General features: G+C 49.4%; 9 protein-coding genes. All 9 read right to left on the bottom strand.

What is annotated here, in order from left to right:
• Position 1: 1 nt before the first annotated feature.
• The 9 genes from F556_RS0123825 to F556_RS0123785 all read right to left on the bottom strand — a co-directional run bounded on the left by F556_RS0123825 (position 2) and on the right by F556_RS0123785 (position 18,918).
• Positions 2–190, bottom strand: coding sequence for a hypothetical protein (locus tag F556_RS0123825; protein WP_157272918.1), 189 nt, complete (start codon positions 188–190; stop codon positions 2–4).
• A gap of 27 nt (positions 191–217) precedes the next feature.
• Entirely contained in the window at positions 218–4,579 is a 4,362-nt protein-coding gene (locus F556_RS0123820) for an Ig-like domain-containing protein (protein ID WP_157272917.1), read from the bottom strand.
• Between the two features lie 180 nt (positions 4,580–4,759).
• Positions 4,760–5,962, bottom strand: coding sequence for a methionine adenosyltransferase (metK, locus tag F556_RS0123815; RefSeq protein ID WP_020619511.1), 1,203 nt, complete (start codon positions 5,960–5,962; stop codon positions 4,760–4,762).
• 153 nt (positions 5,963–6,115) lie between these two features.
• Positions 6,116–6,421 carry an alpha/beta-type small acid-soluble spore protein gene (locus tag F556_RS0123810; protein WP_020619510.1) on the bottom strand — a complete coding sequence of 102 codons (306 nt, stop codon included), beginning with the start codon at positions 6,419–6,421 and terminating at the stop codon, positions 6,116–6,118.
• Positions 6,422–6,518: 97 nt separating this feature from the next.
• The gene (locus F556_RS0123805; protein WP_020619509.1) at positions 6,519–7,052 is read right to left on the bottom strand and encodes a hypothetical protein; all 534 of its coding nucleotides are present in this window, start codon (positions 7,050–7,052) and stop codon (positions 6,519–6,521) included.
• A 26-nt stretch (positions 7,053–7,078) separates the two neighbouring features.
• Positions 7,079–9,589 carry a hypothetical protein gene (locus F556_RS0123800; RefSeq protein ID WP_020619508.1) on the bottom strand — a complete coding sequence of 837 codons (2,511 nt, stop codon included), beginning with the start codon at positions 9,587–9,589 and terminating at the stop codon, positions 7,079–7,081.
• 104 nt (positions 9,590–9,693) lie between these two features.
• The gene (locus tag F556_RS0123795) at positions 9,694–12,789 is read right to left on the bottom strand and encodes an S-layer homology domain-containing protein (RefSeq protein WP_020619507.1); all 3,096 of its coding nucleotides are present in this window, start codon (positions 12,787–12,789) and stop codon (positions 9,694–9,696) included.
• A 612-nt stretch (positions 12,790–13,401) separates the two neighbouring features.
• Positions 13,402–17,499 (bottom strand): S-layer homology domain-containing protein, encoded by a 4,098-nt coding sequence (locus F556_RS0123790; RefSeq protein ID WP_083938116.1) that lies wholly within the window; start codon positions 17,497–17,499, stop codon positions 13,402–13,404.
• A 273-nt stretch (positions 17,500–17,772) separates the two neighbouring features.
• Positions 17,773–18,918 (bottom strand): glycosyltransferase family 4 protein, encoded by a 1,146-nt coding sequence (locus tag F556_RS0123785; RefSeq protein WP_020619505.1) that lies wholly within the window; start codon positions 18,916–18,918, stop codon positions 17,773–17,775.
• Between the last annotated feature and the right edge of the window lie 8 nt (positions 18,919–18,926).

Genomic DNA, 18,926 nt, shown 5'->3' with positions numbered 1-18,926 from the left:
GTTAGTAGGTCATCGTTGCTTTCAGTACAGACACCTCATCGGGCGATAATCCCGTCAGCGTCACTACTACCGTACTGTCCATCCGGTGCTTCAGCATCTGCTTCGCCACCAGCTCCAACTCTCTGCGATCTGCCTGCAGCAGCCCCTCTGGCGATCCTTGCCCCCGGGGTTGCCCTGCTTCCCAATTCATGCCCAAGCCCTCCTCCGCATCCATGCGTTACACATCCATAAATTCGATATAACCGAGCATACGCTTGATCATGACAGCGGCTTGAGCGCGCGTCGCGTCCGTGCGCGGGCTAATCGTGTCGACCGTCATGCCGTTGATAATGCCCGCTTCGACGGCTTTTGCCATATCGTCGCGTGCCCACGGTGCAATCGTACCTGCATCTTTGTAACGGGACAGATAAGCCACGCTGCTCTGTGGAATCGAAATACTCGCTCCAGCCATCGCTGTTGCCCGAATCATCATGGCTGCCATTTCCTGACGGGTAATCGACTGATTAGGTCGGAAGGTCCCGTCGGGGTGGCCCTCAACGATGCCAGCCTTGGAAGCAGCACCGATGTATGCAGCCAAGACCGAGTTCGCATTCACGTCACTGTAACGGCTAGCTGCCGACTTGTCACCGGATAACCCGAGTCCGCGGGCGATGAACACAGCGAACTCGCCACGTGTTACTGGCTGATTCGGATCAAAGCTGGTAGCCGTCCGTCCGTCGGCAACAAACTTGTTGACCAGCATCAGGATGTCATTGCGTCCCCAATGGTTAGCCAGGTCTCGATAGTCCTGTAATCCGTTAACGATGGCATACGCGCTGTTGCCTTTGTGTTTGTACGTGATCGTCGATGAACCACCTGTGTTGGTTACCATCGTCGGCACATAGGATAAGGCCCCTGTCTCCGGGTCTAGCCAGACAGCCGCCGTTTTGCGCGGATCCAGCTGTACAGCCGTTCTCACGGTGTGGGTCAAGTAACCCGTGAAATTCGTAATCGGCTTGTCAATACCACCGCTCGAAGCGGACAGTTCAAAGCTCATTGGGCTTACCATAATCTGAGCATTCGCGCGACTAATCGCTGACATCAGCCCGTTTGATTCGCTCGTTGCATTCGGCTCCAATTCAATGAGCAGATAACCAGAGGTACCCACCAATTGTTCAATCTCCCGGAAATCCAGCGCAGATAGTAGAATTTCATAGGTTGTTTCTTTGTAAAGAACGGCAAAGACGGCATTGGTCGTCTGACGGCTCACTTCTTCCAACTGACGAACCGGCACCGCAACGATGGCAGCCATCTCACTGGATGGTACGGTGAACTGGACGCGCGGTCTGTCCCCGCTGCCATTGCGGATAGCCTGATAGGCCGCAGTAACTTTGTCTGCATGGATTGTATACCGCTGGGCAATCCGTCCTGCCGGAGACATGCTCGATTGTGTGATTGCCACTGTCATCTTCATGTTCAAGCCGCCCCGATCGGACACTTCAAAATCCGATGGCAGGCTGCCGCCTCCCGTCCAGGAGCTCTGATTACCTACCTGATAATCTGTAAATGGCGCAATCAACACGCCTCCCGTGCTCTGGAGCTGCGTACCCGTTGACGAGTACGTCACACTCACCGTCTCCCCTGTCGCCACACTGCGATGAAGCTGCAGCACAACCGACGAACCCGAGATGGACACCGAAGTGACCGTGTGCAGAACGCCCTGAATTCTAGCATAGAACTGGGTTGCGCTCGGTGTGTAGGCCGGATTAAGCGTGTAAGGGAACGTCAGCGTTAATGTCTGTCCCTGAACAGTGGCCGCTATAATCTGACCATTGTCCCCGCTAACCGAGCCCGCCATCTGATTGGCAAAAGGCGGAGCTGCATTGCCCGCCAGATCGGCTAGCTGCGGATTACCTCCCAAATAGCTCACCTGGACAACCTGTCCGCTGGCCACAGCGGAGGATAGCGTCAGGATGGCCTGTGTGCCGCTGATCTCGACACTGTTCACCGTCCGGCCTGTTCCTGCCACGACGACGCTAAAGCTACCCGCAGGCGGTACAGCGCCCGGATTCAACGCTTCGTTATAATTTAAGATGACGCGAGTTCCAGCCGCGGCGATACTCTGAAGCACGGGTGGGGTTGTATCCAACAGATTGCGGACACCGAAGCCGCTAAACGCTTGTACTGCATTACCCGACACGTCTCGCAGCGGTGACGAGCCGACACTGTAGTTGACACTCACGGCCTGGCCATCTGTAATCGGCGAACTCAGAGTAATGAGGAGCAATGTACCACTCGTCGTTACCGAAGCCACACTGCGGTAGCTGTTTCCGGAGTAAACCGTGAACTGCCCTGCACCGCTGCTAGCCATTGTTGCCAGACTTTCATTAAACGTAATCGTAATGAGCGCGCCGCTGACGGTTCCGCTCACCGGTCGTGGCAAGGTCGACTGTTGGGTATTCCCCACGACTGTGCCATTCAGGCTTGCCGCCTCATTACGCGACAGATCCTGGATTGGCGAAGCGCCTTTCGAATAAGAAACCTTCACTTCCTGGCCAAAAACGACACCGCTTTGGAGCGTCAGGGTCACGGTTGTCCCTTGTACGGCAACCGAGGTGACCGCACGTGGCGTGTTGCTGACCGTCACATAGAAATTGGCCGGCGCCGGGACGACGTTCGGGTTCAGTTCCTTATTATAGGTGAGCACGATTCGCGTGCCCCCGGTCATATCGGCCTTGGTGAGTTGAGGCAGCGTGGTATCCGAACCCACGGTCCGGAATGCCCAGCGGTACTCATTGAGAATACCGGCAAAATTGTTGCCAGCTATATCCCGCACTGCGCCTTCTTGCATCTCGACATAATAAGCCGTGTTGACGCTAAGCGGCTCATTCGGCAGTACAGTCAGAATGAGACGACGGTTATTGTCTGGATCAATCTCGGCCAGCGGTTCTACCGACGGTGCATTCCCACCGCTTGCTGCGCGAATCAGGATACGGCCCGTTCCGAGCTGAATCGGTTCATTAAATGTAACCATGAACTTGCCTGTACGTGGCACTTCAGTTGCTCCATTATCTGGCTGCAGCGCAGAGATTAGTGGAGGAGCTGTGTCCTGCGTAATCGAGAACCGCCAGGTCGTCCGGTCTGTATCCGGGATGCCAGTGTAGCTGTTACCCGCAGCATCGCGGAACGCCTGACCGCCTACTTGCACATAATAGGACGAGTTATTGACAAACTGGATGCCCGGTGTAATGGTGATCTTGTTGGTCCCACCCCCGGTTACCCGATTCGAGGTCACTGGAATCGAGGTGAGAATCGCATCATTTTGCTGGTTGCGTATGACGATTTGACCATTACCAGGATAGACCGGCTCACTGAAGGTCATCTCCAATGGGAAGGACAGGCTCGTCTGGGTGCCGCTGTTGTGGCTCACAGAAGGCGACAAGGCCGTTACCGTTGGCGGAATGGTATCTGAGCTCGGAAAGGTCGAGAAATTCCACTGGGTGGCGTCTGTGATGCCCTGGAACACAATAGACGGGTTACTGCGGCTCACGAATGCTCCTTGGTCCACAAGCACATAGTAAGCTTGGTTCGTTGTTACATCCGTATTCGTTATGCGAACGATGGTTGGATCAATTGAATCTATCGTAACAAGATTGCTAGTTGCCACATTGTATTCTCTGACTGTGCTGTTATTCGAGACACGCTTGATTACAATCATACCTGTACCCTTCGATACCGGTAGATCAAACGTCATCTGAAGCGAGGTCTGGGCGCTCACACCTGTAGCGTCATCTGGTGGCGACAACAAAGGCATAGACATCGGAGGCCCAAGGGTTTGGAAGGTCCATCCGTTCAGACCCGCATAGCTGTTGCCATAAGCATCCTGAAACGCTCCGCTACTGACAGAGACGTTATAGCGACTGCTTGGCTCTAGTGGTGTCGACGGGGCGATTGTAATGGTGCTCGTGCCGCTCCCACGGACACTGGTAGTCGTTACGCCAATCAACTGCGTATCAATTACTGCTCCGTTGGTGCTAAGACGCTGTAACGTGACATTGCCGCTAGAGGCGTAGACCGTCTCGTCAAACTGAAGCTGCAGGATACCACCCATCTCGATCGTACCGCCCTGAGCGGGTGTGCGGCCAAGCAGAACAGGTGGCGTCCGGTCAGTTGCTGTGACCGTGAAATTCCACGCGGTGGCCTGAGAGATGCCAGCGTAGTTCTGTCCGTTCGTATTACGGAATGCACCTGGATCGATGAGAACATAATACTCTGTATTTAATTGCAGGGTGTTGGATGAAGGGGTGATCCGCACCTGACGATTGTCTGATCCAATAGTTACCGCCGCGCTAGTCGCAACGACAAAGGTCTCAACAATGGCATTGTCCGATACACGACGGATCGTAACTGCTGCTGAACCCGTCCCTTTGACGACGTTCTCGTCAAATTGCAGCTGCAGTGCCGCATTAGGTGATACATTGGTCGCATTATCCGCAGGATTGGTTGAAAAGAGTATCGGACCATTAGGTCCGGCATGTACAATCGAGTCAGTATAGGGCAGGCTCGGAACGATGACCTGAACGATCATCAACGCTGCCAAGAGGATAGATATGATTTTGCAATTCCGCAACACTTCAGCTTCACTCCCCAAAAATGTCAGTCGTACATATATCTTCGGTCGATATCGACTGGAAGTTTAGGGAATTTGGCAAATTGACTATGGTAGCGCGAGGATAAAAAGAAACCGCCCGGGGTCCCGGACGGTCTCATGGTTCTTATATTATGCAAGAGCTTCTTCTTTAAGCTTGTCAGCTTTGTCCACGCGCTCCCACGGCAGATCGATGTCGGTACGACCAAAATGACCGTAAGCGGCAGTCTGGCTGTAAATTGGACGACGCAGATCAAGCATACGGATGATGCCTGCCGGACGAAGATCAAAGTTGTTGCGAATGACTTCAACCAGCTTCTCTTCATCCACTTTGCCAGTGCCATACGTATCCACGTTAATGGAAACAGGGTTCGCTACGCCAATGGCGTAAGCAAGCTGAATCTCACACTTGTCGGCCAGACCAGCAGCGATGATGTTCTTCGCCACATAACGAGCCGCATAAGCTGCCGAGCGGTCAACTTTTGTTGGATCCTTACCGGAAAACGCACCGCCGCCATGACGAGCATAGCCGCCATAGGTATCAACGATGATTTTACGGCCAGTCAGACCAGCATCACCTTGAGGTCCACCAATAACGAAGCGGCCCGTTGGGTTGATGTAGTACTTCGTATCCGCATCCAGCCATTCCTCAGGAACAACAGGCTTGATCACGTGCTCGCGGATGTCTTGCTGGATTTGCTCCAGTGTGACTTCTTCCGCATGTTGAGTCGATACGACAATCGCATCCACACGAACTGGTTTACCATCCTGATACTCAATCGTTACTTGCGTCTTACCGTCCGGACGCAGGTAATCCAGCGTACCATCCTTACGCACCTCTGCAAGGCGGCGGGAGATCCGGTGGGATAGCGCGATTGGCAGTGGCATGAGCTCAGGTGTCTCGTTGGTCGCAAAACCAAACATCAGGCCTTGGTCACCTGCACCAATATCTTCATTTTCCTCGAGGATGTTCTTGCCTTCACGTGTTTCAATCGCTGCGTTTACACCTTGAGCGATGTCAGCAGACTGCTCATTCAGCGAGGTCAGTACAGCACACGTGTTATAATCAAAGCCATATTTCGCACGCGTATAGCCGATATCTTTAATCGTGCGGCGCACGATCGAAGGAATATCCACATAATCCGCACGGGTACTGATCTCACCAATAACGAGAACCAAGCCCGTTGCAACTGATACTTCGCAAGCTACGCGAGCATGCGGGTCTACTTCCAAAAATGCATCCAATACTGCATCGGAGATCTGGTCACAGATCTTGTCCGGATGTCCCTCTGTTACTGACTCCGATGTGAATAAATGCCGTCCTTTAATTGCCATCCGTATCAACCTCCTAAAACCATCGTATAATAAGTCCACAGGCACAAATCGACGTAAAGACTTATATATTCAAAAAATGAACCTTTTCCATATAGGAAAAGGTTGTTATACAACACTTCTAGGACAGTATGATACCGGATATGTCGCTATATGTCAACGGAAGTCCCTTAACACATCTTCCGCCTGCGCGATCAGCCGCCGCGTGATGCCGCCGCCTACCGCACCTGCGTCGCGAGTCGCCAGATGGGACCAGGATTCCTTCACTTGCGAACCACTTTGTCCATGCGACACAGAGCCTAATTCACCTGCAAATTCGCTATCCAGCCCCTCTGTTCCACCAGCATTAGCGCGATATCCACTGCCTACATTTAAACCCAGTTCAGCTGCTACTTCATATTTCATTTGATACAGCGCTTGTTTCGATGCCGGAACGACAATTTTATTGCTGCGATTGGACATGACCTGCACCTCCGTGAGTTGATGGAGATAGTATATGAAGGTACAGGCAGGCCCAAGCGTATAACATGTTGTCAAACCGGGGAAAATTAGACAGAACTTATTGGATCTTATAACCGCCGGTCACCAGTACGACCAATTGATTCTTGTTGACCGTCGGGTCCGGTGCAATTCCGCGCCCATCCCGAGGGAAGAGAATCAGATGATTCTTTGGTACCGCTTGTCCATTCTTGATGTCCCTGCCATCCGTCACATCGGAGATGCCATCGACGTCCTGACTATAAGCCAGCGCAGCACCGGCCCGCACAACGAACTGTGCGCCTTGATCTGCAATCAGTGTCTTACCAATCGGCACATTGACCACTTCAACCTGGGAGGCTGCTCCCGGCGTTGTAGGCGTGGTTGGCGGTGTTGTCGTCGGAGGCGGGGTTGTTGTCCCCCCACCCCCTCCACCTTGACCTAGGGCCGCTGCAATCTGCTGATCCACGTAGCTCTTCGTTACGACAGGGTCCTGCGTGGATCCGGGTTTTAAGGCGTTGCCTTCGGCATTGGTGGACCATACGGATCCCAGCACAATGCCTGTGCCCATGATAGTAACGGCTGCTCCAAGTTTAACGAGCGTAGTTTTGTTCATGTTTCCGCCTTTCTAATGCAAGTGCATTACTGAATTTTCTCAAGATTTTGCCACTTCAACTCTTTGGAGGCAATGAGCAGCTTATGATTGTCCACGACCGTGTAAACATTGAACTGATATTCACGGAAGCGTCTGATCTTGCTCATAATGGCTGGGTCCTCAAACACCAAATCCAAGGAAACCTCTTGGCCCTCTTTCAAGAGTGGGGCATTGCCGTCATCCGATGGCGAAATACGAATCTCTTTATTATAGGTAACTTTACCTTCCCCGGCATCAACGATTTCAAAGACTAGCTTCTGATCCTTATAAGCCGTCTCATAGTTAGCATCACGGGTATAATCGTATTTGATTTTAAAATCAAACCCTGTAAAGTTCGCATTCTCGCCTTCCGTTACTTTCAGATTAGCTTGAAGCTCTCTGAAATTCAATAGGTTTCCAGCAAACGTGATATTTTTTAACGTTTCATTATAAGTAAGCGTTGGGCTAATCTCGTAAGCAACTGGCTTGACCATCAGTGTTTTCGCGGCTGACCCTTCTCCACCTGCTTCCGTAACAATCGATTGACCCAAATAGAGAGCAAACTTGTCTTTGTTAAAGGTAGCCGGGATTTTAGCCACAGCCGCATAGAGCGCTTTTGCTTTTGGCGTGATGCGAGCCGTGTCATGTACAAAGCTGATCGGTACGATCAAGCCGGCGTTATCTTTTAGATAGCCCTGCAATTTAGTAGGATCTGCAAGCCGAATCTCATGATTGGTCACTTCAAACTCACCATAGTAGAACTGCTCATTAGCCTGCGCACCACGATGAATAGCAGATTTCTGCAGCTTCACACTGGCTTGACGACCGACGTTCTTAATCTCGTACACTCGATCTTGTTTTTGAGGCACGAGGGTCCGAATCATTTGTTTGTCAAAACGGAACAACGTCTTGTCTGGCTTGTCTTCTACCTTCTCAGTCAGAACAAATGACAAGTCATTTACTACAGAGGTATAAGGAATCTCTGAATACACGGCCACATTATACGTACCGCCAGGAGCAATCGTAACCGACTGGTCCAGTGGGATGAATGACTGAGTCGGGGTTTTAACGCCGTTAATCAGGAAATGTCCCTGATACACAGGAATCGCCTTCGATTCGCTGGTTGGGTTCGTAATCACCAAGTCCGCAACCAAAAGATCATTGCCTTCGGTGGCGATTCGATTCACGGAATCGATATGAAGCCGATAGTCTTTGTTCTGGTAGATGGTACCCGAATTATTTTCTGGAACAACAACTGTACGAGATATCTTGTAGGTGCCCAAGGTGGCTTTGCGGGTTTCTTCGCTTGGAGCTGAACGAACCACCACGATGGCGTCTTCTATCTTAAGATTGGCAGGAATTTCGCCAGTGAGTGTGAGTTTTTTTTCAATCTTAGGGAGCAGCATAGTCTGCTCTTCCTTTGTAAAAGTCAAAGGATACTGAGCCCCTCCAGTGGTCTCAATGACAAAGTCCAAATTGGCATAGGACGCGGCACGGTTATCAGTGTTCTGCAGATGAAAGGCAAGCTCAACCGTCTGTTTCTGACCGTCCTCTGTCTTTTCAACAGTAGCACCCGCCGTTTTGGTCGAAATCAACTGACCATTCAGATAGATGAGACGATTGCTGCCAGCTGCCGCCGGCGTTGTTGTCTTGATCGCAGGCAGTTGGAAGACACCTAGCGGAAGCTCCACTTTGCTGGCTTCATCCGAAGTAGCTGCGATAAGAGACAAGGGTTTGGTGGCGACACTGTTTGGAATGGTGGCGAGTAGCGTGACAATTTTACGCTCTTTCGGCTCGATAGTTTCCTTCGACGCAGCAAAATTCACCCCATAGACTGACATACCATCGGTTTGTGCATAAAATTTCAACCCGGAAAGATCTGCTGAACGAAAGCCAACGTTTTCAATCAAGTATTGAAGCGTTACATACGTGTTAGTGTTATCGCGTGTGGCTATGTAAGACTTGAGAGCGCCCCGTAACTTGGAGTTCTGATATAGCATGACATTCGCCTGAAAAGCAGGCGTTTTGCCAGTGGTGCCAGATGGCACGCTAATGCGTCCCAATCGTTTCTCATAATTGGGCTGGTCAAAATCCCATTCGATAACGTCGAATAGAAGATCGGAAAGATTGGTTTGCAGATCCACAACCGCGTAATAGGTTAAGTAGAGTGAGGAGTTCGGTGGCACCATCGTCTTGGCCTTGTCCGCTTCGAGCAACGAAGCCTTAAAGGTTTTACCAGATTTACTCTTCACGCGAACCCAATAATCCAACAGACTCAGTGAACGCGAGCTATTATTGGTGATCCCCACCGTAACCGCCAATACTTTACCCTTCTCTTGCATCAAGAACTGCGCATCCCGCACATTCAACACACCAGACGAGCCCAAACGCACCCACTGCTTGGACAACTGCGCCATACTCGCCTCCGCGACTGGCTGTGGCAACACCGACAGCGGCGACGCCAACATTGTCAAGACCGTCAACCCAATGACGGCGGGTTTCACCCAACGTTTTCTCACATACATTCCTCCTGCAATATTCTACCTGATTAGACGTTGCAGGCCTGCACTTTGTTTCGAAGCAAATAAAAAAAGAGCCCCGAAGGGCTCTTTTGTCAAACAGATTACTGAACGTTAACGCGAGTTGTAGATGTTTTACCGTTGATTGTCAGAGTTACTGTGAAGGAATCGCCAGACTCCAGACCAGCAATAGTAGCATTGGTAGTACCATTGCCTGTGATTACTGGAGTAGTAGATCCACCAGCGTTAACCAGATCAGTGATGTTAATCAGAGCACGTACAGTTGCTTGACCAGGGAATGTAATTCCATCAGCATTAACTGTAGCTCTTACACCGTATTGATCAGTTGCTCTTACTTTGTCAGCAATCGAACCGAAGCTGAAGTTACCAGCACCAATTGTTACAGTACCGTCAGCAGCAAGTGTTTCAACAGCTGGAGCTACACGGGAAGCAATCAATTCAGCATCGATAGCTTGACCAGTAGCGTTGATAGTTACACGCACACTTGTTGTAACTTCATTTGTAGAATCGTTAGGGTAGATACCACCAGTTGTTCCAGTTGCTGCACCAGTGATAGTGAGTGCGCCAGAATCACTGATTGTTACATTACTGTTTTGTGCAACCGCATTGTACAGATCAGAAGGCAGAGTTACTTTTTGTTGGTCAGAAGTAAGACCAAACACGTTCAGTGTTTTGTTGTATTGAGTTACTCCAGCAGCTGCTTGAGTAAACACTCTTCCAACTGGATCTACACCGTAGTTACCCAGATCAGCTTGAGTTACGGAACGGAATTGAACAGTTGTTGCGCTACCTGGTACAGCAACCCAAGCAGTTCCGTTGTATCTTTCAACAGCGAAAGTCAACGTTTCAGAACCACGTCCAGATGCCTCAAGAGTTACAGAAGAACCAGAAGCAATTGTATTACCAGTACGTTCGATGTAATCGCCGTTACCGCCAGTTACAACTACTTTGTAGTTTCCAGTAGTATCAGCAGCGTTCAATGCTGGGCTGTTGATCACACGACCATATTGATCTTCAATAACCAGTTTACCAGTGTCCAGAGTTACCGTTTGACCATCGAAGATCACGCGGTTAACGTCTTTAATACCAGTGATTACATTAGGTACAGCTGCGTCTTGAATGTTGATTTGCAGGTTTGTTGCTTTGAACGTGCTGGACAGTGCAGTCAGGTTAAGAACGCCTGTCGTAGTTGGTGCAGTGAAACGGTAGTATGTTTGGTTGTTCTCACGAACGAAAGTACCGTTGAAACCAGTATAGCTAGGTGTAGGAGTTACACGTACGCCGATGTAGTTATCGTTGCTAACGCTGTTCAGAACAGTAGTGTTAGTAATTTCGTTACCAGCAAGGTCAGTTACGACAACTGGTACGCGAACCACTTCACCAGCAGCAACGCTACCTGGAGGCGTGAATGTTACAGTGTCAGAACGCAGACCTTGACCAACTTCAATTGTGAAGCTAGCAGTTTGTGCGCCAGGACCAGTAGCAATCAGAGTAACAACAGAGTTACCAGCAGTCAGACGACCGTTAGTGTTAGGCGTGCTCAGACGCAGAACAGGAGTGTTTACGCCATTGATGTTAGCAGTTGTGAAAGTAGCTTGGTTATTGCTGTAGCCATTTACAGATGCTACTGCAGTGTTAGAAACACTAACCAGAACTTGCTCTTTCAATTTAGTAACATCAGTTACAGCTGCACCGTATTGATCTTTTGCATTGATTACCAGGTAGAAATCGCTAGGGTTAGCAGTATCCGCAGTCAGAGTAGTGTTAGCTGGACCAGCCAGTCTTTCTACGCTGATTTGCGATACTCTAGCTTCTGCAGAAACAGTCAGAGTTGCTGTTTCAACAGTGGAAGTAGGAACGTGAATCAATGTAACAGCCAACGTTTGACCAATTTGGAAAGGAGCATTTGCAGAAGACGCATTGATTGTCAATGTTCTACCGGAAACAGGGTTAGTAGCAATTGTACCGATAGTAGTATTAGCGTTCAATTGAGTAGTAGCAGAAATGTCCTCACCGTATTGGTTAAGTACTTGGTAACCAACCGATACGCTTGCACCAGTGTTGCCGGCAGGACCGGACAGCGATGCAACGTCAGACAGGATGTCTACGGAAGCTACTTTTTCAGCTTCGAGTGTCAGTTCACGCTCGATTGCTTCAGACTCGATTCCAGTTACGGAAACAGTATAAGTACCAGCAACGAATTTGGAGCTAGTTTGCAGAACAACGGATCTGTTGTCCGAAGCCCATACTCTTTCTTGAATGTTAACAGTGTTGTTTGCGCGACGCAGGTTAACTGTAACATCAGAAGGGTTTACAGCACGGTTGAATTTAACTTCGATCTTGTTAGCGCCGATAGCAGCGGCTTCAACAGTACCTTGCTCCAGAGTTACAGAAACTACGAAGTCAACGCCCAGGTATTTAACAGTTACGTTAGTAGCTTGGTTAGGAACCAGTGCAGTTGTCAGCTCAACTTCAACTTTCTCGCCATCGGAGAAAGTAACTTCGACTGTGTTCTCGTCGATTACTTCAGTTGCAGTTACTTGTACGGAAGACAGTACCCATACAGTGTAAGCATTGTCTACAAGCACAGAACGCAGAGCGTTTGCTTTGTAGTTAGGACCTTCGATTGGCAGGCCAGCTTGTTGAGCAGCTACAATGTAGCCTTGTGCCCAAGGGCTGTAAGTACCAGTCAGGTTACCGGAAGCTTCGTCGAGACCCAGTGCACGAACCAGGGTAGCAGCGACTTGCTCTACAGTAACAGTACCGTTAGGGTCGAACTTGTTCAGTCCAACGCCGTTCATCAGGCCAGCAGCTGTAACAGCTCCGATAAACTCGGAAGCCCAGTGAGTTGCAGGCACATCAGTGTAAGTATTAGCAGAAGGGTTAGAAGGTGCGTCAGTCAGCAGTGCAAGAACTTTGGAGAATTCTGCACGAGTCATTTGGCGCTCCAGACCAGCAGATCCATCTGGATAACCTTCAAAGATGCCAGCTTCTTTCAGAACGTCAAAACGTTCTTGTGGGGTTTCAGCTGCAGACGCTACGGCTGCAAACATGGAGAACACCATAGCGATGGCCAAAAGCAAGGATAAACTTTTTTTCATAACCTTTTGTTCATCTCCTCTAAAATGTTTCGGATGTTGAGAGTCTTGTCTTGCAATGTGATGGCTCGTTTCCCTCATCGGCCGATTCACCCCCTTCCCAGAGTTGAGCGCGATATTATAAAGAATGTCTGCGTGGCATGTTCCTAACCATTATGTAAGATCATGTCGCAGAAACTTGTAAACTAGCGTAGAAAAATATGGTAGAATCGCATGCCACTAGAACATTATACAATGGGCACATCCTACCGTAAAGCACATTTTCAGAAACCTTGCGTTATGGGCCGCTCTGTGCGACTCCATGTATATAAACGCAGGGGATTCAGAAAAGTTGCGATTCCGAGAAAAAAACTTTGAATTTTTTTTAATGGCATTCTCACTGTTCAAAACTATGTAACACTTGGTGGGTTTCGCTAGCGTTGGTAATGACTTCACATTATGTATGTTGTCGAAACCTAGTATAGCTTGTTACCCGCGTTTCGTCATTGAGAAACATTTACCAACAAAAAAAATATGTGCCAGTCATCTCCGCAAGGTCGCAGAGAATTCTGAGAACCTCTAAATCTATGAAAAGAACTTCATTTGGAAATTCTCAGATTCAGACACGGTTTTGTGATTATACCGCATTTTGGTAATAGAATGCAACAAGGCGGCTAATCCTATTGGAATAGCCGCCCCATACCTTACTATAGACTACTGAGTATACAACTTCGGCAGCTTTTTCACATCCGCCATAACCTTAGCGATAATAATGGCAGCATCACTGCGCAACAGCCTCGCCTTCGGTTGGAACACATTACCCCGAGCTGGATCATTAATATCTACAGGTGCACCCTGGATGAATGCTTTCTTCTGGATCGCCAGAATAGACGGCGCCGCATAGAAGTCCATCGCACCCTCGTCTCTGAACGCCTTCTGCAAGCCTGAACGAACCTTAGATGCATCCGTCTCTAGTTTCATGTTCAGCGCCTTGGCAAGCATGACCGCTGCGTCCTGACGGACGATAGGGGACTCTGGGTCGAATGCGCGCGGACGCGTCCCTCTTGTAAAACCTGAACGAGCCGCGGTTTCAATATAGCGATAATCCCAAATCGCATTCATATTAATCGCGTTGCCCATATTCGGCACATCATCAAAGTGATTGGCCCCATCATAGTTGAGCGGCATCTCAAGTGCACGTACGATCATGCGGGCAAACTCGGCACGGGTCACATACTGATCGCCACCAAACATGCCGCTAGGATCAATCGCGTTCATCACACCTTTGGTGAAGATGGCCTCCATCGCTTCTCTTGCATAAGGATGATCAGTAATGTCATTGAAGCCATAACTCAATTTGGCGACCGTATAGTATCCAAATCTATCGAATGGCACAGTAATGGTATTCTTACGGTCGTCAACAACGCCACCAATATTCTCCCATTGCTGCGTGAAAGCGTCAAAACGGAATACGGTAACCATCGTGCCTGCACCCTGACGGATCGACGGATCGTAAGCGAGGGTCAACGAACCGCGTTTGGACGGAACCAGCTCCCGGTCGTTCGCACGAGAGAAATAATAACGCTGGGTTACCCCTTGCTCCCTAGAGAACGGATAGGGGTCCACACCTGCATCAATTGGATCATACACACCCGGAGTGGTCGCGTCATCCGCTTGGCCTGGATCGATCCAATAGACAGGACTAGACTTGATATACCGCTGCGGAAAGCTAGCGCCGAACAGTACTTTTCCAAGTGACAAGTCCAGGTCATAATTGGCGGGTACGGATTGAAAATCATGACGGTCTACAACGCCATCTACAGGGTTTGCTATAGCAAACAATAATTTATGACCATTATAAACTTGGCCTTTAAGATTATCCGGCACATTATAATCGGTGCGGATTAAATTCGTATTCCGATCAAAGCTCAACGTCAATTGATTATCAAACAGCTTATGGGAGTTTTTCATCGTCTCCATAATCTGATGACCCGGGATCGACTCCGGCACATATTTCACGTTGAAATAATCCTTAATCTCATCATTGCCCCTACGGATAATCAGGTCAATCCGGGTATCCCTTCCGCCTCTAAGATCTGTAACAAGCGCACTGAAGGCTGGAATGAGTCGTGGCTGTCCATCCTCTAGTCGGCTGTAATCGAGGTAAGTGATCTTGCGGGCTTCCACTTTGTTAATATTAATGCTCTCGGCACCTGGTGAAGCAATCACCACTTCAACAAAGTTCTGATTCATGATTCGTTTCTCCAGGATCGGGGCCAGCACCGTATACGGGATTGTCGTCGGATTAATCTCCAAACGATATGTCGCCCGAGGGCCCGTCTCTCCGCTGTTGAATACCGTGATTGTGTAAACCTTCGGACTACCGTCGATAGGCAGCTGTTGGTTGGGCAGAATGAAAGAGAAGCTCTGTTTGGCCAAGTCATACTGCACTGTCAGGCCCGGTACCGTGACCGAACCGCCGACGACCTGATTATGTTCAGATTCATTGGCAGAAATGGTTACAAATGAATTCTCCAGAGACCAGTTAATGTCCGGTTCACCAGCAGTGGAAATGCGAATCATATAATTTTTGCGATCCGCATTCATCGTGTCCAGCTTGTTGATTACAGCCTGCACACTTGTTCCCAAATCAATAAAATCAAAGGTACCGTAGACGTTCATCTCTGCTTCTTTTGTTGTAAACACATTTCCGGAGAGCGGGAACTTGGGATCGTTCGGTGTTGGCCTTTGCAGCCCAATACTATATGGATATACACCATCCGTGTTCTCCGCCGGAATCTGCGGCAGATTGGTCGGAACAAGCGTCAGCTTCATACTGCGTTCATAGTTGTTTCTTGCCGTGCGGAACACGAATCGAATAGTATTGTCACCGGATTTGAAGAGCGCGTTGAACGCTTTAGACTCTTCAGCAGCATCTTTGATGATGAACTTGGCCCGGTTGGTTGTTTCTTCCTGCCTCAGCAGGATGTGCGTGTTATTAATATACATGAATACCGTTTGCGGTCCGTCTGCAGACGATTCATAGACGATATCATTCGGGTTGGCAATATTCAGCAGTTCTCCACGGAAGCGGTCCAACTGGTTTTGAATCAGGAATTGCTGGCCCGGTCCGGATTGCAGTGTCGTGTCGTAACTTACAGACATGGTATCCAGTAGACGAGTAAAATTCGCATACGGGCCGTAGAGCAGGGTAATTGGTGCTGCATAAACGTCTGTCGAGGCATTGCTATTATTGAGTCGGATGTTAAGGGTCTGCTGTCCAGCAGACGGCAGCTTGCGCACCTCCAGGAACACGCGCAGGAAACGCTGCTCCACCCCATCGATATTTCGTTGCGTTACGTATCCAACCTCACGCTGAATATAACTAAATTTATGAGTCGGATCGTTCAAAACACCGCTGTTACTCCCCACGGTGTGAACCGTACCGGCCGCATCACGAACGCTTTGAATGGTGACCAGATTAGCCGGCGGAGTGGTCCAGTTCTGATAGTTCCCGATCAATACCTCAATACCCATGGGCAGCGAGAAAATATCGGCATTCTCAATATCAGAGCCCTGCATGGTTTCCAGTTGACCGTTAGTTGTCGTGCCAGTGAACCCCGGCAAATAGTTAATATCTTCGATGTAAGCCAATCCACTATTACGCAGTGTAAATGAATATACATCCGACAGGTCGGTTCCAGCCGGCACCTTAACCAGGTTCATCCCCTGGAACTGAATCGTATGCCGGGTATCAAACGTCAAGTTTGCTCCTGATAATGGAATGGCATATGTAAGCGTCATAAACCGGTCATTGGGTCTGAGAACAGTTCCTACTGGGTCCATCTGGATCGTGCCTGGAATTGCCGTAAACGCGCCAGTGTTCCCCAGACGGTACTGCAATCCGGCATTCGGGATCGTTGGCGTGTGTGCATTGGTGGCCTGATCGTAGAGCAGTGGAACTATAACCTTGCCTTCTAGCGTCAGATTAGTATTAGGAACAGAAAAGTTCGGATTATTCTCCAGACTTGCTGAACCGTTATCATGCTTGAGATTCATGTCAAAGAAAGTCACGGTTCCGTTATAGAAAGCAATATCTCTTGTCGTTTCTACAGTCTGATTATTGTTGAAGACGCGAATCGTCACCGTATTCTTCCCTTTGACGATATTCACCGGCGCCGCAACAAAGTTCCAGTCATTGATACTGTTAACTGCGTACGTATAGCTTCGATTATTAACAATAACCGTTACACGCTCTGCGTTTGGCGCTTTACCGCTAATGCTGATATCTGCACTGGCTCTGCCTTGTGATGGTGTAGAATGCACCACTGTTGTACCATGCTCTTGAATTTCGTATTGCAGACCGTCCAGATTTGCCATCAAATTAAAAAGCGTTGGACTGTTGCGGTATTCAATATAGATTGAATCCGTCACCTCAGCGCTGCCTTGTGCTCCCTTGAAGGTAATCTTGTTAAGACCGGGGAACAGTTGGACATTCAGGATGGTAATACTGCTGCCGCTGAGTGAAATATTGGTGGTTTGATTTTCATTGCGGTTCAGTATCGTCTCCTGGCCATTGGTGAGAGAGATCTGGTATACACTGTACGTAATCGTACTGCCAATGACATTGTTGATTGTACCGTTTAGCGTGACGCGTTCATTGGTTGTGATTCTCGGTGTGCCGGAAGTGTATTGTTCATTGTTAAATACAAAATTCCGCGACGTATTCGCTTCTACCTGCGCGGGATAGACCGGCGCGATCGTCAGGAGCAGCGCCACGGCCATTAGAACTGAGAGTGCTTTTTTTAACATGTGGTCCTCCTAAAAGTTTTCGAAGGAAACGCCTTCGAAAGCATAATTTTATCGCATACGTGCAACGTGCTCACGCATATCCATTTCGTCGGTTCATCAGGTACGGGCCGGCAAAAATCGAATCGCGTTCCCCCTCTGCCTGCATAACGGGTAACGCCCGGCGTGCAGGTATTGTACCTATGTTATCGGTTATGGAGGTACGATTTTTTAGAATGGGCTGCAAAAATAAAAAAGCCCTGGTCCGTGTATCGGACCAAGGCAAAAGAATAAGAGCTAAGACTTATTTTGTCGTGCAGGTTCGGGGCTCAGCTTCAGCAGCTTGCGCTGGATGAAGTTGATGACGGGCCGACGCGTCTTGTCGACAATGCCGATGAGCTCGGCCCCGATCTGCAGCAAGATCGTCAGAATGACGATAACCCCGAAGGTAATCCAGTTCGCCGCTGGCGATTGGACAATGGTTGATTGAACGATGGCACAGCATCCGAAGAATGCGGCAATTCCGTAAATGATCAGTACCGTGCGACGATGGCTGAAGCCAAGGTCGCGCAGACGGTGATGCAAATGGCCTTTGTCCGGAGCAAAGATCGGCTTCTTGTTGATCCAACGACGTACGATGGCGAAGAAGGTATCAGACAAAGGCACCCCAATGATCAAGAGCGGCGTCACGAACGATACGATCGTGACCTGCTTGAAGCCGATCATCGACAGGGTCGCGAGACAGAAGCCCAGGAATAGTGATCCTGAGTCCCCCATAAATATCTTGGCCGGATGGAAATTGAAGAACAGAAATCCTACAATCCCGCCCAATAACACACAGCTCAGCAAGATCGTCGGCTCAAAGCCCATAACAAAGGCCATAACGAGGATTGTGCCAATCGCGATACCCGATACACCTGCAGCCAGACCATCCAGACCATCAATTAAATTGATGGCGTTGGTCACCCCAACAATCCAGAAGATAGTCAGCGGAATGCTCAACCAGTCCGCAATCGGCTGCATGTTGGCACCGAATGGAATGTTGACCAGGTCGATCTTGACGCCGAAGCCGAAGACAACGACACAGGCTGCGATAATCTGACCAAGCAGCTTGACCTTAGCCGACAATTCAATCCGGTCATCAAGCGCGCCTAGCAGGACGATAATTGTACCGCCTGCCATAGTGGCAAAAATCAAATTCATATCATAACGGCTAAGCATGCCCTCCGGCACAAATGGCAGTACCGCCAATACAGCTCCGATAAAAGCAGCATAGATGGCGAGCCCGCCCAAGCGAGGCATGATGCGCGTATGCACTTTGCGGTAATTCGGTTTGTCAATCGCTCCAATTTTAAATGCAAAGGTCTTGACGAGCGGCGTCAAGGATAACGCCAATACGAGTGCGATGACAAATCCCATAATATAAATAACGCTCACAGACATCTCCAACT

This window comes from Paenibacillus daejeonensis DSM 15491 (genome assembly GCF_000378385.1).
GTDB lineage: Bacteria > Bacillota > Bacilli > Paenibacillales > Paenibacillaceae > Paenibacillus_D > Paenibacillus_D daejeonensis.
Note: the sequence above shows the minus strand (reverse complement) of the source record. Positions and strands in the feature narration are given on the sequence as shown.